Genomic DNA, 19,606 nt, shown 5'->3' on the forward strand with positions numbered 1-19,606 from the left:
GGACATGCTCCCCCACCGGCCCCAACGACCTCACCGGCCGGTGAAGGTCGCCTTGCCGGGCCCGCGCTCGAGGAAGGAGGCCATGCCGGTGCGCTGGTCCTCGGTGTCGAACAGCTCGGCGAACAGCCGGCTCTCCAGCTGCAGGCCGGCGTCCAGCGGACCGTCCAGCCCCTCGTCGATCGCGCGCTTGGCGGCGGCCAGGGCCAGCGGCGGGCCGGCGGCGAACTTCCGGGCCATCGCGACCGCGGTCGGGTACACCTCGTCGTCGGGGACGACGGCGTCGGCCAGGCCCAGCTCCAGCGCCTCCTCCGCGCCGACGTGCCGGCCGGTGAAGACGAGGTCCTTGGCCTTGGCCGGGCCCACCAGCCGGGCCAGCCGCTGGGTGCCGCCGGCGCCGGGGATGACGCCGAGCAGGATCTCCGGCTGGCCGATCTTGGCGTTGGTGCCCAGCAGGCGGAAGTCGGCGCACAGCGCCAGCTCGTAGCCGCCGCCCAGCGCGTAGCCGGTGACCGCGGCGATGACCGGCTTGGGGATGCGCGCGACGGCGGTGAACGAGGTGGTCAGCTCCCGGCCCCAGTCGACCATCTCCGCGCCGGACAGCCGGGACATCGTCTTGATGTCCGCCCCGGCGGCGAACACCCGCTCCCCGCCGTAGAGCACGACGGCCCGCACGGCGTCGTCGCCGGCGGCCTGCTCGGCGGCGGCCCGCACCTCGAGGTGGAGCTGCTCGTCGATCGCGTTCATCTTCGGGCGGTCGAGCCGGATCGTGCCGACCCCGTCCTCGACCTGCAGGGTGACGAACTCGGGCGTTGCCATGCCGGGCCTCCGGGGGATCGGGGTGGGACGTCGGTGTCCCGCGGCGACCCTAAGCGGCGCGGCGGGCGCTGAACCGGCCGCGCTCGCGCTGGACCTCAAGCGGGACGCCGAACGCGTCGGACAGCAGCGGTGCGGTGAGCACCTCGTCGGCCGGCCCCGCGGCCACCACCTCGCCGGCCCGCAGCAGCAGCGCGTGGGTGTACGCCGGCGGGATCTCCTCGACGTGGTGGGTGACCAGCACCTGGGCCGGCGCGTACCGGTCGCGGGCGAGGTCCGAGAGCCGGGCGACCAGGTCCTCGCGCCCGCCCAGGTCCAGGCCGGCGCCGGGCTCGTCGAGCAGCAGCAGCTCCGGGTCGGTCATCAGCGCGCGGGCGATCTGGGTGCGCTTGCGCTCCCCCTCGGACAGCGTGCCGAACGGGCGGTGCGCCATCCGCGCCACGCCCCACTGCTGCATGAGCACCGCTGCGCGGGTCAGGTCGTGGACGTCGTAGCGCTCCCGCCACCGGCCGACGACGGCGTACCCGGCGCTGACCACGATGTCGCCGACCCGCTCACCGGGCGCGATCCGCTGGGCCAGCGCGGCGCTGGTCAGCCCGATCCGCGGCCGCAGCTCGAACACGTCGACCGCGCCGAGGGTCTCCCCCAGGATCGTGACCGTGCCCCGGGTCGGGTGCATCTGCGCCGACGCCAGCTGGAGCAGCGTCGTCTTGCCCGCCCCGTTGGGGCCGAGCAGCACCCAGCGCTCGTCGGGGCGGACGGTCCAGTCGACGCCACGGAGCAGGTGCGCCTCGCCCCGGACGACGTCCACACCGCGGATCTCGACGACCGGCTCTGTCCACACGCCGCCCATCCAACCAACCCGCCGCGCGTCCCGGGCGCCGGGCTGCGGGACGGCGCGCCGCCGGTCGGGCACGATGCCCTCGGTGCGCGAGCTCGCGAGCGCACCCAGGTGCACAGCGACGCCGGACACGGGTCCGACGAGCGCCGGCGAGGAGGACACGTGGACCCATCGAGGAGCATCCGGCCGGTCGAGGTGTGGCCCGGGCACGCGGCACCCCTGGGCGCCCACTGGGACGGCACCGGCACGAACTTCGCGCTCTGGTCGGCCGGCGCCTCCGCCGTCGACCTGTGCCTGTTCGACGCCGACGGCACCGAGCACCGGGAGCGGCTGCGGGAGACGACGCACCAGGTCTGGCACGGCCGGCTGCCCGGCATCGGCCCCGGCCAGCGGTACGGCTACCGGGTGCACGGCCCGTACGACCCGGCGTCGGGGGCGCGGTACAACCCGGCCAAGCTGCTGCTGGACCCCTACGCCCGCGCGGTGGACGGCGAGCTGGTGCTCGACGACGCGCTCTTCGGCTCGGTCCCGCACGACCCGGGCGCGGCCGACCCCGCCGACTCCGCGCCGTTCGTCCCGCGCGGGGTGGTCATCCACGACTCCTTCCCGTGGGGCGGCGACGAGCTGCTGGACACCCCGTGGTCGGACACCGTCATCTACGAGGTGCACGTCAAGGGCGCCACCATGCGGCACCCCGACGTCCCGCCGGCGCTGCGCGGCACCTACGCGGGCCTGGCCCACCCGGCGTTCGTCGAGCACCTGGTCTCCCTCGGCGTCACCGCCGTCGAGCTGCTGCCGGTGCACCACTTCGTCAGCGAGCCGCACCTGCTGCGCCGCGGGCTGACCAACTACTGGGGCTACAACACGCTGGGCTACTTCGCCCCGCACGCCGCCTACAGCTCCGCCGGCTCCCGCGGCGGGCAGGTGACCGAGTTCAAGGCGATGGTCAAGGCGCTGCACGCCGCCGGCATCGAGGTCATCCTCGACGTGGTCTACAACCACACCGCCGAAGGTGACCACACCGGGCCGACGCTGTCGTTCAAGGGCATCGACAACGGCGGCTACTACCGGCTCGGCGGCGGCGACCCCTCGCGCTACACCGACTACACCGGCTGCGGGAACACCCTCGACGTCCGTCGTCCGCCGGTGCTCGCGCTGCTGATGGACTCGCTGCGCTACTGGGTCACCGAGATGCACGTCGACGGGTTCCGGTTCGACCTCGCGTCGGCGCTGGCCCGCTCCTTCCACGACGTCGACCGGCTGTCGGCGTTCTTCGACGTGGTGCACCAGGACCCGGTGGTCAGCACGGTGAAGCTGATCGCCGAGCCGTGGGACGTCGGTGAGGGCGGCTACCAGGTGGGCAACTTCCCGCCGCCGTGGACCGAGTGGAACGGCAAGTACCGCGACACCGTGCGCGACGTCTGGTCCGGCGCGAAGGTCGGCGTCCGGGACCTGGCCTACCGGCTGACCGGCTCGTCGGACCTCTACCGCTCCGACGGCCGCCGGCCGTTCGCCTCGGTCAACTTCGTCACCGCCCACGACGGCTTCACCATGGCCGACCTGGTCACCTACGAGCACAAGCGCAACGAGGCCAACGGCGAGGACAACCGGGACGGCGAGAGCCACAACCGCAACTGGAACAGCGGGGTCGAGGGGGCCACCGACGACCCCGAGGTCCGCGAACTGCGCGGGCGGCAGGTGCGCAACATGCTGGCCACGCTGCTGCTGTCCACCGGCGTCCCGATGCTCACCGCCGGCGACGAGCTGGGCCGCACCCAGGGAGGCAACAACAACGCCTACTGCCAGGACAACGAGGTCTCCTGGCTGGACTGGGGCGCCATCGACGCCGACCTGTGGACCTTCGTGTCCCGGGTGGTGGCGCTGCGCCGCGGCTCGCCGGCGCTGCGGCAGGAGGCGTTCTTCGAGGGCACCGAGATCCCCGGCTCGGAGGTGCCGGGCGCGGGGGTGCCCGGCTCCGGCCGTACCAAGGACCTGGCCTGGTTCGCCCCGGACGGCGAGCAGCTGACCAACCGCGACTGGTTCGACACCGGGCTGCAGACGATCGGCATGTACCTGGACGGGCGCGGGCTGCGGCACCGCGACGAGCGCGGCCGGCCCGTGGTCGGCGACTCGTGGCTGGTCTGGCTGCACGCCGGCCCCGACCCGGTGGACGTCGTCCTGCCCGGCGCCCCGTGGGGCGAGGCCTACGAGCTGGCGCTGGCCACCGAGCACCCGACCGGCGCGCCGCCGGAGCCGACGACCGTCGCGCCGGGTGCGGTGCGGCTCCCCGGCCGCTCGGTCTGGGCGCTCCGGGTGCTGCGCACGCCCCGCCCCTGACGGACCGCACCCGGCCCACCCACGGTCCCGCACGCCGACCTACCCGCGGTTCCGCGCGCCTTCCCACGCGCGGTTTCGCGCGCCTTCCCACGCACGGTTTCGCGCGCCTTCCCACGCGCGCTTTCGCGCGCCTGCCCACGCACGGTTTCGCGCGCCTTCCCACCCGCGGTTTCGCGCGCCTTCCCACGCGGGGAGCGGCGTGCTCGGCCGGCTCGTCCCCGCGACGCGGCACGGCCCCGCCCCCCGGGAGGGGGACGGGGCCGTGGACGGAGCGGGTGCGGCTACTCGGGGGCCTGCTCGAAGGTGATGACGGTCCAGCCGAGCAGCAGCCGGTCGCCGTCGGCGAGCGGGTGCGGGACGCCGGGCTCGAGCTGGGTCCACTCGGTGGCCTCGGGGCCGGCGACGTGGGTGCCGTTGAGCGAGCCGAGGTCGGTCAGCGAGACCTCCCGGCCGGCCCGCTGGATGGCGGCGTGGGCGGAGGAGAGCACGTTCTGGGTGTCGGCGATCGGCACCGGCCGGGCGTTGCCGCTGGTCACCAGGTCATGGCCGTCCGGACGGCGACCGAGCACCAGGTCCTCGTCCACGGTGACGACCATGCCGTCGTCGAAGCGCAGGACCGGGGCCGCCGGCGGCTCCGGCCGCCAGAACGCGGTCTGCTCGCCGCCCTGGCCGACGACCGGCTGGTCGGCGATGCGTCCGGAGTTGCCGAACCCGGCGTCGGAGCCGGCGGTGAAGGACTCCCCGCTGGGCAGCGACGTGGCCGGCGGGACGGCGACCGACGGGGCGGCCGTGGCCGCGAGCTGGAGCAGCGCGCCGGAGCCCGGCACGGTGCCCTCCACCAGGTCCAGGGCGACGCCCGGGGGCATGGCGGCGGCGGGCTGACCGGGGCCGACGTAGAGGGTCTGGCCGAGGGCGAAGCCGGAGGCGAGGGTGCCGCCGTCGACCGCCGAGCCGGACACCGGGACGCCGTCCACGGCGGGCTGGCCCTTGCCGGACCACAGGGCCACGCCGGCGCCGCCCGAGGGGTCGGCGAGCACCAGCGCGAAGGACGCCGGCCCGTCGGCCAGCCGGGAGACCGTGCCGGCCACCGCGGCCAGCACGCGGTCGGCGCCGGGGCCGCTCACCCCCAGACAGGCGTGCAGGGCGGCGACGAGTGCCGGCGACCCGGGGGCGTCGACCCACAGCAGGCCGCCACCACGTCGGGCGACGACAGAGTCTCCGGGGAGGACCTCACAGCGGTCGGGCATGACGTCCAGCCTAATGATGCGCGCGCACATCCGGCGGCCTGCCGTGGCGTGGCACGCCACGACTTCGGTCCATTGCGCACGACCCGTCCCACTGGTCTCACCCGCCGCAGCCGCGCCGGGACCCCGCGCAACCGGTTGCACGCGCACCGTGACCGATCGTCCCCGCTGCCCCACCCGTCCCGGGGAGTTGGACGCCCGGCCCCGCTGCAGGGGTCCGCGCCGAGCCTGCGCGGCGTGGGGGGCAGCGGGGTCCTTCCTCAGGCGTTGACCACGACCCCCAGCTCCGCCGGGACCGCGGCGTTGGCGGAGTGCGGCAGCACCCGCACCGTGTAGCCGAACGCGCCGGTCCGGGTCAGCGGCACGGTGGCGGTGAACCAGTGCCGCGAGCCCTCGGTGCCGTCGTGCTGCATCGGCACGGTGGTCACCTGGTGCAGCCCGTCGGCGTCGTCCACCCGGCCGAAGGCCGCCTCGACGAGGACGTCGCCCGGCGTCAGCCCCGGCAGCTCGACCTCGGCCCGCAGGTCGATGCCGCCCCCGATCTCCGGGGTCTCCCCCACGCCGGTCGCCTCCACGTGCGCCACCCGCACCCCGTGCCAGTGCTCGAGCAGGGCCGCCCGCCACGCGGACTCGGTGCGCGCGACCTCGTAGCCGCCGGCGGCCATGGCCCGCGCCGCACCGGCCGCGGGCACGTACAGCTGCTCGACGTAGTCGCGCACCATCCGGGTGGCGAGCACCTTCGGGCCGGTCTCCCGCAGCGTGTCCCGGACCATCTCCACCCAGCGGGTGGGCACCCCGTCGCCGTCCACCTCGTAGAACCGGGGCAGCACCTGCCGGTCCAGCAGCTCGTAGATGGCCTGCGCCTCGACCTCGTCGCGCCGCTCCGCGTCGGCCACGCCGTCCGCGGTCGGGATCGCCCAGCCGTTCTGGCCGTCGAACCACTCGTCCCACCAGCCGTCGCGGATGGAGAGGTTGAGCCCGCCGTTCAGCGCGGACTTCATCCCGGACGTGCCGCAGGCCTCCAGCGGGCGCAGCGGGTTGTTCAGCCAGACGTCGCAGCCCCAGTACAGGTAGCGGGCCATGCCGATGTCGTAGTTGGGCAGGAAGGCGATCCGGTGCCGGATGGCCGGGTCGTCGGCGAACTTCACCATCTGCTGGATCAGCTGCTTGCCGCCGTCGTCGGCCGGGTGGCTCTTGCCGGCGATCACCAGCTGGATGGGCCGCTCGTCGTCCAGCAGCAGCGCCCGGAGCCGGTCGGGGTCGCGCAGCATGAGGGTCAGCCGCTTGTAGGACGGCACCCGCCGGGCGAACCCGATGGTGAGCACGTCGGGGTCGAAGGCGGTCTCGGTCCAGCCCAGCTCGGCCTCGGCCGCACCGCGCGACAGCGCCGTCGCCCGCACCCGGCGGCGCACCTCGTCCACCAGCCGGCCGCGCAGCAGCCGGCGGGTGCGCCACAGCTCACCGGGGTCGATCCGGTCGACGCCGTCGAAGTGGACGTCGCCCTGGACGGTGGCCGGGTCGCCCTGGCTGGTCGTCTGGGTGCCGAGCTCGACCAGCTCCCGCGCCGTCCAGGTGGGGGCGTGCACGCCGTTGGTGATCGAGCCGATCGGCACGTCGTCGGGGTCGAAGCCGGGCCACAGGGCGCCGAACATGTCCCGGCTGACGTGGCCGTGCAGCCGGCTCACGCCGTTGGCCCGCTGGCCCAGCCGCAGGCCCATGTGCGCCATGTTGAACTTGCTCGGGTCCTCCTCGGCGCCCAGCGGCAGCAGCTGGTCGACCGGGACGCCGAACCCGGCGAAGTACCGCTCGATCAGCGTCCGCGGGAAGCGGTCGATGCCGGCCGGGACCGGGGTGTGGGTGGTGAAGACCGTGCCGCCGCGCACCGCCTGCAGCGCCTCGGCGAAGGTGAGCCCGTGCGACTCGGTCAGCTCCCGGATGCGCTCGACGCCCTGGAAGCCGGCGTGGCCCTCGTTCGCGTGGAAGACCTCCGGCTGCGGCGTGCCGGTGAGCGAGCAGTACGCCCGCACCGCCCGGACCCCGCCGATGCCCAGCAGCATCTCCTGGCGAAGGCGGTGGTCCTCGCCGCCGCCGTAGAGCCGGTCGGTGACCAGCCGCTCGGACGGCGCGTTCTCCTCGATGTCGCTGTCGAGCAGCAGCAGCTGGACCCGGCCGACCTGGGCGCGGTAGACGTGCGCCGACAGGGTCCGCCCCTCGGGGAGCGGCACGGTGATGACCACGGCGTTGCGGTCGGCGTCGCGCAGCAGCTTCAGCGGCAGGCCGTGCGGGTCGAGCGCCGGGTAGTGCTCGAGCTGCCAGCCGTCGGGCGACAGGCTCTGCGAGAAGTACCCGGCCCGGTAGAGCAGCCCCACCCCGATCAGCGGGACGCCGAGGTCGGAGGCGGCCTTGAGGTGGTCGCCGGCCAGGATCCCCAGGCCGCCGGAGTACTGCGGGAGCACCTCGGTGATGCCGAACTCGGCGGAGAAGTAGGCGATCGTCGACGGCGCCCGGTCGCCGAGCGACTGGTACCAGTGTGGCGCGTCGAGATAGGTGCGCAGGTCCGCGGCCACCGACTCCAGCCGCTGCAGGAACGCCGGGTCGTCGGCCAGGGTGGCCAGCCGTTCGGCGGAGACCTCGCCCAGCACCCGCACCGGGTCGCCGTTGCAGGTCTCCCACAGCTCGGGGTCCAGCGCCTCGAAGAGGTCGCGGGTCTCCGGGTGCCACGACCAGCGCAGGTTGACCACCAGCTGCGACAGCGGCCGCAGGGCGTCGGGGAGGGAGGCTCGGACGGTGAGTCTGCGGAGTGCTCGCACCTGGGGGACCCTAGCCGTGACAGCGCTCACGTCCAGGGTCGTCCACAGCTCCCGGCGGGCCCGCCCCCGACCCCTCCCGCCCCACCCGTCCCCACCCTCCCTGTGGAGGGCAGCGGCCGCCGACGTGTGGACGGGTGGCGTTCTGGATAGCGTTGCCGCGATGACTGGCCGCCCTGACCTCCGCCTCGGCATCTCCGATGTCGCCCCCGTCGTGTCGTGCGGGTCCTTCTCGACCCGTGCCGTGGTCGGCGAGCACCTGCCGATCAGCGCATCCGTCTTCCGCGAGGGCCACGACGCCGTCAACGCCGACGTCGTGCTCACCCCGCCAGCGGCCGACGGCGGCGCGGCCGCCGTCCCGCAGCTGGTGCGGATGACCAAGTCCGGCCCCCAGCCCGACCACTGGACCGCGACCGTCGTCCCCGACCGGGAGGGCCTGTGGACCTACCGGGTCCAGGCGTGGGACGACCCGCTGGCGACCTGGCACCACGACGTCGAGGTCAAGGTCGAGGCCGGCCAGGGTCCCGAGGAGCTGGCCAACGACCTGGAGTCCGGCGCCCGGCTGCTGGAGGAGGTGGCCGGCACCGCGCCCGCGGAGCACCGCGAGCAGCTCATCTCCGCGGCCGCCACGCTCCGCGACACCGACCGCGAGCTCACCGCCCGGATCGCCCCGGCGCTGTCCCCCGCGCTGCAGCAGGTGCTCACCACCCACCCGGTCCGCCGGCTGGTCACCGACTCCGCCGAGATCGAGCTGTGGGTCGACCGGCCGCGTGCGCTGTACGGCTCCTGGTACGAGTTCTTCCCCCGCTCGGAGGGTCCGGTGGTCGGCGGCACGCCCACCCACGGCACCTTCGCCCAGGCCGCCGAGCGGCTGCCGGCGATCGCCGAGATGGGCTTCGACGTCGTCTACCTGCCGCCGATCCACCCGATCGGCACCACCAACCGCAAGGGCAAGAACAACACCCTGGTCGCGGGCCCCGACGACGTCGGCTCCCCGTGGGCGATCGGCAGCGCGGAGGGCGGGCACGACGCCGTCCACCCGCAGCTGGGCACGATGGCGGACTTCGTGGCCTTCGTGGACCGCACCCGGGAGCTGGGCATGGAGGTGGCGCTGGACTTCGCGCTGCAGGCCACCCCCGACCACCCCTGGGTGACCAGCCACCCGGAGTGGTTCACCACCAAGCCCGACGGCACGATCGCCTACGCGGAGAACCCGCCGAAGAAGTACCAGGACATCTACCCGATCAACTTCGACAACGACCCCGAGGGCATCTACGCCGAGTGCCTGCGGGTGATCCGGGTCTGGGTCGAGGCCGGGGTGCGCGTCTTCCGGGTCGACAACCCCCACACCAAGCCGCTGAACTTCTGGCACTGGCTGATCTGGGAGGTCAAGAAGACCGATCCCGATGTGCTGTTCCTGGCCGAGGCGTTCACCCGGCCGGCGATGATGCACCAGCTGGCCCGGGTGGGCTTCACCCAGAGTTACACCTACTTCACCTGGCGCACCGAGAAGTGGGAGCTGGAGGAGTACGGCCGCGAGCTGGTCGCGGCCTCGCACTACATGCGGCCGAACTTCTTCGTGAACACCCCGGACATCCTGCACGAGTCGCTGCAGGTGGGCGGCCCGCCGATGTTCAAGATCCGGGCGGTGCTCGCCGCGATGATGAGCCCGACCTGGGGCGTCTACTCCGGCTTCGAGCTGTTCGAGCACGTCGGCCTGCGCCCGGGCAGCGAGGAGTACCTGGACACCGAGAAGTTCCAGCTGCGGCCGCGCGACTGGGCCGCCGCGGACGCCACCGGCCGGACGCTGGCGCCCTACCTCCGCCGGCTCAACGAGGTGCGCCGGGCCCACCCGGCCCTGCAGCAGCTGCGCACCCTGCAGTTCCACGCCGTCGACAACCCTGACCTGCTGGTCTTCTCCAAGACCGACCCGGCCTCGGACGACGCCGTGCTGGTGGTCGTGTCGCTCAACAGCAGCTACACCCAGATCGGGACGACGGCGCTGGACATGCCGGCGCTCGGCCTGGACTGGTCGGACCGGTTCGCCGTCACCGACGAGATCACCGGCGCGCACTACGACTGGGGCCAGTCCAACTACGTCGAGCTGGACCCCTACCGCGAGCCGGCCCACGTCTTCACCGTGCACCGCAGCCGGCACACCCCCGTCCCGCCGGCCTGATCGAGGACCTGCCCGCCCCGTCGTAGGCCGACGCGGGGCGGGCCGGCGCAGGCGGGCCGCGCCACCACCCCAGCGACACCAGCCCAGTGAGCGAGGACCCCTTCCCATGACCCTCCCCGTCCCCGCCCAGTCGACCTCCACCGCGGGCGATCAGTCGGCCGGCCCGTCGGCGCTGCCCTCCCCCGGCAGCGACCCCGAGTGGTTCAAGCGCGCCGTCTTCTACGAGGTGCTCGTCCGCGGCTTCGCCGACAGCAACGCCGACGGCATCGGCGACCTGCGGGGCATGATCGGCAAGCTCGACTACCTGCAGTGGCTCGGCGTCGACTGCCTGTGGCTGCCGCCGTTCTTCGCCTCCCCGCTGCGCGACGGCGGCTACGACGTCAGCGACTACACCGCGGTGCTGCCGGAGTTCGGCGACATCGAGGACTTCAAGGAGCTGATCGCCGAGAGCCACGCCCGGGGCATGCGGATGATCATCGACTTCGTCATGAACCACACCTCGGACCAGCACCCCTGGTTCCAGGCCAGCCGCAGCGACCCCGACGGCCCGTACGGCGACTTCTACGTCTGGGCCGACGACGACACCGGCTACGCCGACGCCCGGATCATCTTCGTCGACACCGAGAGCTCGAACTGGACGTTCGACCCGGTGCGCAAGCAGTACTTCTGGCACCGGTTCTTCAGCCACCAGCCCGACCTGAACTTCGAGAACCCGAAGGTGCAGGAGGCGATCATCGACGCCCTGCGCTTCTGGCTGGACCTGGGCATCGACGGCTTCCGGCTGGACGCCGTCCCCTACCTGTTCGAGGAGGAGGGGACCAACTGCGAGAACCTCCCCCGGACCCACGAGTTCCTCAAGAAGGTCCGCAAGGTCGTCGACGCCGAGTACCCCGACCGGGTGCTGCTGTGCGAGGCGAACCAGTGGCCCGCCGACGTCGTCGAGTACTTCGGCGAGGACGGCGACGAGTGCCAGATGGCCTTCCACTTCCCGGTGATGCCGCGCCTGTTCATGGCCGTCCGGCGAGAGCAGCGGTTCCCGATCTCGGAGATCATGGCGCAGACGCCGGCGATCCCGGAGAACTGCCAGTGGGGTGTCTTCCTCCGCAACCACGACGAGCTGACCCTGGAGATGGTCACCGACGAGGAGCGGGACTACATGTGGGGGGAGTACGCCAAGGACCCCCGGATGAAGGCCAACATCGGCATCCGCCGCCGGCTGGCCCCGCTGCTGGACAACGACCTCGACACCCTCGAGCTGTTCACCGCGCTGCTGCTGTCGCTGCCGGGCTCACCGGTCATGTACTACGGCGACGAGATCGGCATGGGCGACAACATCTGGCTCGGTGACCGCGACGGCGTCCGCACCCCGATGCAGTGGACGCCGGACCGCAACGGCGGGTTCTCCACCGCCGACCCGCAGCGCATGCACCTGCCGCTGATCGCCGACCCGGTCTACGGGTTCCAGGTGACCAACGTGGAGAACCAGCTGAGGAACTCCAACTCGATGCTGCACTGGATCCGCACGATGATCTCCGTGCGCAAGCAGCACCCGACCTTCGGCGTCGGCAGCTTCACCGAGATCAGCTCCCGGAACCCGACGGTGCTGTCCTTCGTCCGCGAGTTCGGCGACGACGTGGTGCTCTGCGTCAACAACCTGTCGCGCTTCCCGCAGCCGGTCGAGCTGGACCTGCGCCGCTTCGAGGGCTACACGCCGGTCGAGCTGACCGGCCGGGTGCAGTTCCCGCAGATCGGCGTCCTGCCCTACATGCTCACCCTCGCCGGCCACGGCTTCTACTGGTTCGAGCTGTCCAAGCCGGCCGTGCCGGCCACCGACGAGGACGACAGCTGGGAGACCACCGTCAGCAGCAGCGTGGCCCAGTCCCTGCTGGACGCCGGCGTGGTGGGCGCGACCGACGCCCCCGCCGGCAGCGGCGGCCTCGGCGCCGAGGCCCCGACCACGACGACCCACGGAGAAGCCTGATGAGCGCTCTGACCGACATGCTCGCCGACTGGATGCCCCATCAGCGGTGGTTCGGCGGCAAGGGCCGCGAGTGGGCGTCTGTGAGCGAGGAGGGCTTCTTCCTCGACCAGTCCGACCCCGCGCTCTCGGTGCACCGGGTGCGGATCACCTACACCGACGGGCACGCCGACACCTACCTCGTCCCGCTGTCCTGGCGTGACTCCCCGGCCGAGGAGCTGTCCGGGGCGTTCGTCGGTGCGGTCCCCGGTTCGCACGGGGAGAACTACGCCTACGACGCGATGCGCGACCGCGACGCGACGGTGCCGTGGCTGACCCACCTGGTGGCCGCCTCGACCGTGGGACCGATGCACTTCCACCCGGCCGGGGTCGCCTACATCCCCGAGGGGCTGCCCGGCGACGTCATCTCCACCGAGCAGAGCAACACGTCCCTGGTCTACGGCGAGGTCGCCATCCTCAAGCTGTTCCGCCGGCTGGAGCCCGGGCTGAACCCGGACGTGGAGATCCACGACGCACTGCGGCGGACCGAGAACAAGCACATCGCCCCGCTGCTCGGGCACATCGAGATCGACGACCCGGCCGGCGCGGAGCCGGCCACGGTCGCGATGCTGCAGACCTTCGTGCCCAACGCCAGCGACGGCTGGCGGCTGGCCACCTCCAGCGTCCGCGACCTCTACGCCGAGGCCGACCTGCACGCCGACGAGGTGGGCGGCGACTTCGCCGGCGAGAGCGAGCGGCTGGGCGAGGCGACCGCCTCGGTCCACGCCGACCTCGCCCAGGTGCTGCCGACCGAGCCCGCCGACCGCGACTGGTACGCCGCGCTGGCCGGTCAGATGTCCGGCCGGCTGGAGGCCGCGCTCGCCGTGGTCCCCGACCTGGCCGAGCACGCCGACGCGCTGCGGGCGCTCTACGCCGCGGTCGCCGGCACCGACGAGCCGGTGGTCCGCCAGCGGGTGCACGGCGACCTGCACCTGGGCCAGGTGCTGCGCACCACCAGCGGCTGGATCGTCCTGGACTTCGAGGGCGAGCCGGCCCGGCCGCTGGCCGACCGCCGCGAGCTGGACACCCCGCTGCGCGACGTCGCCGGGATGCTGCGCTCCTTCGACTACGCCGCCCGGCACATGCTGGTCGAGCAGCCCGGCGACCCGCAGCGCGCCTACCGCGCGCAGGAGTGGGCCGAGCGGAACCGGACGGCGTTCTGCACGGGCTACTCCGCCGCGGCCGGGGGCATCACACTGTCGGGCGAATCCGCGCTGCTGCGGGCCTTCGAGGCCGACAAGGCGGTGTACGAGTGCGTCTACGAGGCGCGCAACCGGCCGCACTGGTTGATGATCCCGCTCAGCTCGCTGTCCCGGTTGACCTCCGGCGACTGAAGAAGGACCCGGTGCCCCCCACCGCTCGCAGGCTCGCGGCGGGACCCTGCACCGGGGCCTGGACACCCGGACGACCACGAAGGACCACGAAGGACCTGGAAGGACCGCCATGAGCACCGACGACACGCAGCCTCCGGGCACCGACACGCCTGAGCAGCCCGCCGACAAGGCCGAGCTCACCCGCCGCGTCGAGGAGAAGACCGCGGCGGTGCAGGCCGCCGCCGAGGTGGAGCCCGCACCCGCCAAGCGCACCCGCAAGGCCGCCGCGAAGGCCGCCCCGGGTGCCGTCGCCGCACCGGCGAAGCGCACCCGCAAGACCGCCGCGGCCCCGCTGGGCGACGCCGTCGTCGAGGGCACCGCCCCGGCGGAGGCGGCACCGGCCAAGCGCACCCGCAAGGCCGCCGCGAAGACGGCGGCCCCGGCGGCCGACGGCGGGCCCGACGCCGCGGCGGCACCGGCCAAGCGGACCCGCAAGGCCGCGGCCAAGAAGGTCACCGCCACCCCGGTCGTCGCGCCGGCCCCGATCGCCGAGCCCGGCAACCCGTCGGCGCCCTCGGCCCCGCAGCCCGAGCCGCCGAGCCCGGACCCGGCCGAGCCGAACACCCCGCAGGCGCCGGCCGACGGCCGGCACGCCGGCACCGGTGGCAGCTCGCCCGCGGAGACGGCGTCCAACCCCGGCGACGAGCTGGCCCCGGACACCGTGCCGGTCGAGGCACCGTCCACCGACGAGTCGTCCACGCCCGCCGCCACCTCCCCGTCCGCCGGGTCGTCCGGCACGGCAGGGCCGTCGGGGACCTCGGGGACGTCGTCCCCCGCCGGCGGCGTCACCGGCGCCGACGTCACCACCGCGGACCTCGCGACCGGTGAGGTCACCGACCTGCCCCCGGCGCCGGAGCAGGCGCCGGAGCCGGCCGCCGCCGAGCTGGTCGCGGCGCTCCCGGACGGAGAGGCGCCGGTGAGCACGTCGGTGCCGGCCGAGGCGACCCCCCGCGGCGCCGAGGTCGACCACGACGCGCTGGCCGCCGTCGTCGACGGCTGGTCCTTCGACCCGCACGGCGTCCTGGGCGCGCACCGGGTGCCCGACGGCTGGGCGGTCCGCACGCTGCGGCCCGACGCCGTCGCCGTCGTCGTCGTCGACCAGGACGGCAGCCGCTACGAGGCCCAGCAGGTCTTCCGCGGCGGGGTCTACGAGGCCCGGCTCCCCCAGCAGCCCGGCGACTACCGGATCGAGGTCGTCTACCCCGACGGCGCCAACGGCACCGCCACCTACCTGGTCGACGACCCGTACCGCTGGCTGCCCACGCTGGGCGAGATCGACCAGCACCTGCTGCGCGAGGGCCGGCACGAGAAGCTGTGGACCGTCCTGGGCTCGCACGTGCGCAGCTACGAGACCCCCGGTGGCGTCGTCGAGGGCGTCTCCTTCGCCGTCTGGGCGCCCAACGCCCGGGGCGTGAAGGTCACCGGCGACTTCGACTACTGGGAGGCCCGCGCCTACCCGATGCGGTCGCTGGGCTCCTCCGGCATCTGGGAGATCTTCGTGCCCGGTGCCGCGGTGGGCACCCGCTACCGCTTCCACGTGCTCGGCGCCGACGGCCAGTGGCGGGTCAAGAGCGACCCGATGGCGTTCGCCACCGAGGTGCCGCCGGCCAACGCGTCGGTCGTCACCACGTCGACCCACCAGTGGGGTGACGACGAGTGGCTCGCTGCCCGCGCGGACGGCAAGTGGCACGAGCGCGCGATGAGCGTCTACGAGGTGCACGCCGGCTCCTGGCGGCAGGGCCTGTCCTACCGCGAGATGGCCGACGAGCTCGTCGCCTACGTCAAGGACGCCGGGTTCACCCACCTGGAGTTCATGCCGCTGGCCGAGCACCCCTTCGGGGGGTCCTGGGGCTACCAGGTCACCTCCTACTACGCCCCGACGTCGCGGTTCGGCTCGCCCGACGACCTCCGCTACCTCGTCGACGCCGCCCACCAGGCCGGCATCGGCGTCATCGTCGACTGGGTGCCGGCGCACTTCCCCAAGGACGAGTGGGCGCTGGCCCGTTTCGACGGCACCCCGCTCTACGAGCACCCCGACCCCAACCGAGGCGAGCAGCTGGACTGGGGCACGTACGTCTTCGACTTCGGCCGCCCCGAGGTGCGCAACTTCCTGGTCGCCAACGCGCTGTACTGGGCCCAGGAGTTCCACGTCGACGGCATCCGGGTCGACGCCGTCGCCTCGATGCTCTACCTGGACTACTCCCGCCCCGACGGGCAGTGGACGCCGAACCAGTACGGCGGCCGGGAGAACCTCGAGGCGGTGGCGTTCCTGCAGGAGATGAACGCGACCGTCTACCGCGAGGTGCCCGGCGTCGTCACCATCGCCGAGGAGTCGACCGCGTGGCCGGGCGTCACCCGGCCCACCTACCTCGGCGGTCTGGGCTTCGGCTTCAAGTGGAACATGGGCTGGATGCACGACTCGCTGGGCTACATGTCCAAGCAGCCGGTGTACCGCAGCTTCCACCACAGCCAGCTCACGTTCTCGCTGGTCTACGCGTTCTCCGAGAACTACACGCTGCCGATCAGCCACGACGAGGTCGTCTACGGCAAGGGCTCGCTGCTGCGGAAGATGCCGGGCGACCGGTGGCAGCAGCTGGCCAACCTGCGCGCCTACCTCGGCTACATGTGGGCGCACCCCGGCAAGCAGCTGCTGTTCATGGGCTCGGAGTTCGGCCAGCTGTCGGAGTGGGCCGAGAGCCGGTCGCTGGACTGGTGGCACCTCGACGACCCGGCGCACCGCGGCGTCCTGGACCTCGTCCGCGACCTCAACACCGTCTACAAGGACACCGAGGCGCTGTGGAGCCAGGACGTCGACCCGGCGGGCTTCCAGTGGATCGACGCCAACGACGCCGGTGGCAACACGCTGACCTTCCTGCGCTACGGCAAGGGCGGGCAGGTGCTGGCGTGCGTGTCCAACTTCTCCGGGCAGCCGCACGCCGACTTCCGGATCGGCCTGCCCCGCGGCGGCCGCTGGCGTGAGCTGGTGAACACCGACTTCCAGGGCTACGGCGGCTCGGGCGTCGGCAACCTCGGCGGGGTCGACGCGGTGCCGGAGTCCTGGCACGGCCAGCCGTGGTCGGCCACGCTGACCGCGCCGCCGCTGGCGACGGTGTGGTTCGTGCACGAGGGCCCCGAGCCCGAGCTGCCCGACGACGGCGTGCCCGCGGACGCCGCCCAGCTCGCGGCCGCCGAGGCCTCCGGGCTGGCCGAGGGCCCGGGCACCGGCCTCGAGGCGGGGTCCGCCGAGCGCTGACCCGGCGGGCGCCGGCCGGACCGGGGCTGGACGGACGAGGGGGCGGGGCCTGCGGGCTCCGCCCCTTCGCCGTTCGCCCCACCGTCGGTGCGCGCCGAGCCGTCGCCGGTCCGCGCAGGGTCCGGCAGGATGGAGACACGCAGCCGCCGGGTCGGGCGGCCCGACCGATCGGGAGCCCATGTCCGTCTCGCCCCGCCGGGCCCTGCTGCGCGCCGTCCTGGGCGCCGGTGCGGCCGCCACCCTGCTCACCGGGTGCGCGGTCACGCTCATCGACGGCGACGGCAGCCCGGCAGCCGGCATCGCCGGCGACGTCACGGCGCAGGAGTTCCCCATCGCCGGCGCGAGCGACGGGGACGTCGACCGGATCGCCCGCAACGCGCTGGCCGACCTGAACACCTACTGGACCGAGCAGTTCCCGCCGACGTTCGACCAGGACTTCACCCCGCTCGCCGGGGGCTACTACTCGGTCGACCCGCGGGACGTCGACCCGGCGCAGTACCCGAACGGCCAGATCGGCTGCGGCGAGCCGCCGGAGTCGGTGGAGGACAACGCCTTCTACTGCAGCGCCAGCGGCGACTACCCCAACGGCGACGCCATCCAGTACGACCGCGCGTTCCTCGACGAGCTGGCGTTCGGCAGCGGCGGCAGCGAGGGCTACGGCCGGTTCATCCCCGCCCTCGTCATGGCCCACGAGTTCGGCCACGCCATCCAGGGCCGGGTCGGCTACCCGTTCCAGGCGTCGATCGCGATCGAGACCCAGGCCGACTGCTTCGCCGGGGCGTGGACGGCGTGGGTCGCCGACGGCAACGCCCCGCACAACACCATCCGTCCGGCCGAGCTGGACGACGTGCTGCGCGGCTACCTGCTGCTGCGCGACCCGGTCGGCACCGGGCTGAACGAGGGCGAGGCGCACGGGTCGTACTTCGACCGCGTCTCGGCGTTCCAGCAGGGCTTCGACGACGGCCCGACCGCCTGCCGCGACGAGTTCGGCCAGGACCGTCCGTACACCCAGCGCGAGTTCAGCGACGCCGACATCGCGACCAGCGGCAACGCCCCCTACGAGCAGACCGTCGAGCTGTTCGCCACCGACGGGTTCGCCGAGTTCTTCCAGGCCGCCTTCGACCAGCTCGGTGAGGACTTCACCGCCCCGACGCTGGAGGCCTTCGACGGCGAGGCCCCGGAGTGCGGCGGCGAGCGGCCGGACACCGACCTCGTCTTCTGCCCCGACGACGACACCGTCAACTTCGACCAGACCGACCTCACCGGGCCGCTCTACGAGAGCGAGGCGGGCGGCGACTACGCCGTCATGACCGCGATCGGCATCCCCTACGGCCTCTCCGTCCGGGACCAGCTCGGGCTGTCCACCGACGACCAGGACGCGATCCGCTCCGCCGTCTGCCTGGTGGGTGCCTTCACCGCCGGGGTGCTCAACGGGCAGAGCACGGTGCTGAGCATCTCCCCCGGCGACGCCGACGAGAGCGTGTCGTTCCTGCTCGAGTACAGCGACGACCCGGAGGTGTTCGCCGAGAGCGGGCTGACCGGGTTCCAGCTGGTCGACGTCTTCCGCAGCGGCGTCTTCGAGGGCCTGGCCCCCTGCGACATCGGCGCCTGACGCCCCCTCTGCAGGCCAGCTCTGATCAGGTGACCTGATCAAAGACCGTCCTCCCGCACCAACGCTGCTGCGGGAGGACGGCGTTCGATCAGGTCACCTGATCAAAGTGGGGCGGTCAGAAGAGGGCGGTCATCAGGGCGCGGCGGGCGGGGCCGACCCGGGGGTCCTCGTCGCCGACGATGCCGAACAGCTCCACCAGGTGCTTGCGGGCGGTGTCCCGGTCCTCGCCCGCGGTGCGGCGGACGACGTCCAGCAGCCAGCCGAAGGCGGCGTCGACGTCACCGGTGCCGAGCAGGAAGTCCGCGGCCCGGGCCTGGGCGGCGACGTCGTCCGGTGCGGCCTCGGCGGCGGCCAGCGCGTCCGGCCCGGCCTCCTCGGCGCGGCGGAAGAGCTGCACCTGGCGCAGCGCCAGGCCGGCCACCGGGTGGTCGGGCTCGGCGTCCAGGATCGAGCGGTAGGCCGCCTCGGCGCTGGCCAGGTCACCGGCGTCCAGCGCGGCCTCGGCGGCGTCCAGCCGCGGGTCCTCGGCCTCGGCCGGGTCGCCGTCGGTGCCGTCGACGCCGGGCACCGCCCCGCCGGAGGTGGCGGCGACGAGCTCGGTGACGAACTGGCGGGCCTGGTCCTCGGGGATGGCGCCGGTGAACTCGGCGACCAGCTGCCCCTGCCAGACGGCCTTGACCGCCGGGATGCCCTGCACGCGCAGGCCCTGGGCGAGCGCGGGGTTGGCGTCGACGTCGACCTTCGCCAGCACCCACGAGCCGGCGCCCTCGGTGGCCAGCCGCTCCAGCACCGGGGAGAGCTGCTTGCACGGGCCGCACCACTCGGCCCACAGGTCCAGCACGACCGGCACCTGGAAGGAGCGGTCGAGGACCTCGGACTGGAAGGTGGCCTCGGTGACGTCGACGACGGCGCTGCCCGGCGTACCGGCCGGGGCTGCGGCGCTCGGCGGCGGGGCGGCCGCGGCGCGGGCCGCCGCCTCGTTGCGCGCCTGGACGGCGGCGAGGTCGACCGCGCCGGCGAGCGAGGCCGCCATCTTGGCCTGCTGGGCAGCGGCCCGGGGATCGGTTCGGGCGGGACGGTTGGGCTGCATGACCTCGATCATCCCACCCGCCGGCAACCGGCCGGGACCG

11 protein-coding genes are annotated in these 19,606 nt (G+C 73.6%); 6 read left to right on the forward strand and 5 right to left on the reverse strand.

All coding sequences use genetic code 11. The features are described from left to right. Positions 1 to 30: 30 nt before the first annotated feature. Both HL054_RS14960 and HL054_RS14965 read right to left on the reverse strand, forming a co-directional pair. Positions 31 to 816 (reverse strand): enoyl-CoA hydratase/isomerase family protein, encoded by a 786-nt coding sequence (locus tag HL054_RS14960; RefSeq protein ID WP_369139801.1) that lies wholly within the window; start codon positions 814 to 816, stop codon positions 31 to 33. 49 nt (positions 817 to 865) lie between these two features. Further along, on the reverse strand, positions 866 to 1,786 hold the full coding sequence (locus HL054_RS14965) for an ABC transporter ATP-binding protein (RefSeq protein WP_369139803.1): 921 nt from the start codon (positions 1,784 to 1,786) through the stop codon (positions 866 to 868). Positions 1,787 to 1,816: 30 nt separating this feature from the next. On the opposite strand from HL054_RS14965, the gene glgX reads away from it, so the two are divergent. After that, complete coding sequence (gene glgX / locus HL054_RS14970) at positions 1,817 to 3,991, forward strand: glycogen debranching protein GlgX (protein WP_369139805.1); 2,175 nt, start codon at positions 1,817 to 1,819, stop codon at positions 3,989 to 3,991. A gap of 281 nt (positions 3,992 to 4,272) precedes the next feature. On the opposite strand, the gene HL054_RS14975 is transcribed toward glgX, so the two are convergent. Continuing rightward, complete coding sequence (locus HL054_RS14975) at positions 4,273 to 5,238, reverse strand: FHA domain-containing protein (RefSeq protein ID WP_369139807.1); 966 nt, start codon at positions 5,236 to 5,238, stop codon at positions 4,273 to 4,275. A gap of 257 nt (positions 5,239 to 5,495) precedes the next feature. Continuing rightward, complete coding sequence (gene glgP, locus HL054_RS14980; RefSeq protein WP_369139808.1) at positions 5,496 to 8,045, reverse strand: alpha-glucan family phosphorylase; 2,550 nt, start codon at positions 8,043 to 8,045, stop codon at positions 5,496 to 5,498. Between the two features lie 160 nt (positions 8,046 to 8,205). Between glgP and HL054_RS14985 the strand changes: the two genes are divergently transcribed. The 5 genes from HL054_RS14985 (at position 8,206) to HL054_RS15005 (ending at position 18,476) form a co-directional block, all read left to right on the forward strand. Continuing rightward, positions 8,206 to 10,221, forward strand: coding sequence for an alpha-1,4-glucan--maltose-1-phosphate maltosyltransferase (locus HL054_RS14985; RefSeq protein ID WP_369139809.1), 2,016 nt, complete (start codon positions 8,206 to 8,208; stop codon positions 10,219 to 10,221). Between the two features lie 106 nt (positions 10,222 to 10,327). Next, entirely contained in the window at positions 10,328 to 12,202 is a 1,875-nt protein-coding gene (gene treS, locus HL054_RS14990; protein WP_369139810.1) for a maltose alpha-D-glucosyltransferase, read from the forward strand. Further along, the gene (locus HL054_RS14995) at positions 12,202 to 13,572 is read left to right on the forward strand and encodes a maltokinase N-terminal cap-like domain-containing protein (RefSeq protein WP_369139811.1); all 1,371 of its coding nucleotides are present in this window, start codon (positions 12,202 to 12,204) and stop codon (positions 13,570 to 13,572) included. The genes treS and HL054_RS14995 overlap by 1 nt, the downstream gene beginning before the upstream one ends. A 109-nt stretch (positions 13,573 to 13,681) precedes the next feature. Next, positions 13,682 to 16,864, forward strand: coding sequence for a 1,4-alpha-glucan branching protein GlgB (gene glgB, locus HL054_RS15000; protein ID WP_369139812.1), 3,183 nt, complete (start codon positions 13,682 to 13,684; stop codon positions 16,862 to 16,864). Positions 16,865 to 17,042: 178 nt separating this feature from the next. Beyond that, a complete protein-coding gene (locus HL054_RS15005) occupies positions 17,043 to 18,476 on the forward strand; it encodes a neutral zinc metallopeptidase (protein ID WP_369139813.1) in 1,434 nt (477 codons plus the stop codon). A 115-nt stretch (positions 18,477 to 18,591) separates the two neighbouring features. Here HL054_RS15005 and HL054_RS15010 read toward each other — a convergent pair whose 3' ends face one another. Beyond that, the gene (locus HL054_RS15010; RefSeq protein ID WP_369139814.1) at positions 18,592 to 19,566 is read right to left on the reverse strand and encodes a tetratricopeptide repeat protein; all 975 of its coding nucleotides are present in this window, start codon (positions 19,564 to 19,566) and stop codon (positions 18,592 to 18,594) included. Positions 19,567 to 19,606: the final 40 nt, after the last annotated feature.

This window comes from Modestobacter versicolor, from assembly GCF_041028285.1.
Taxonomy (GTDB): Bacteria; Actinomycetota; Actinomycetes; order Mycobacteriales; family Geodermatophilaceae; genus Modestobacter; species Modestobacter versicolor_A.

Coding starts and splice junctions, on each gene's coding strand:
- HL054_RS14960 (WP_369139801.1), bottom strand. CDS start 816: ATGGCAACGCCCGAGTTCGTCACCCTGCAGGTCGAGGACGGGGTCGGC.
- HL054_RS14975 (WP_369139807.1), bottom strand. CDS start 5,238: ATGCCCGACCGCTGTGAGGTCCTCCCCGGAGACTCTGTCGTCGCCCGA.
- HL054_RS14985 (WP_369139809.1), top strand. CDS start 8,206: ATGACTGGCCGCCCTGACCTCCGCCTCGGCATCTCCGATGTCGCCCCC.
- treS (WP_369139810.1), top strand. CDS start 10,328: ATGACCCTCCCCGTCCCCGCCCAGTCGACCTCCACCGCGGGCGATCAG.
- HL054_RS14995 (WP_369139811.1), top strand. CDS start 12,202: ATGAGCGCTCTGACCGACATGCTCGCCGACTGGATGCCCCATCAGCGG.
- glgB (WP_369139812.1), top strand. CDS start 13,682: ATGAGCACCGACGACACGCAGCCTCCGGGCACCGACACGCCTGAGCAG.
- HL054_RS15005 (WP_369139813.1), top strand. CDS start 17,043: ATGTCCGTCTCGCCCCGCCGGGCCCTGCTGCGCGCCGTCCTGGGCGCC.
- HL054_RS15010 (WP_369139814.1), bottom strand. CDS start 19,566: ATGCAGCCCAACCGTCCCGCCCGAACCGATCCCCGGGCCGCTGCCCAG.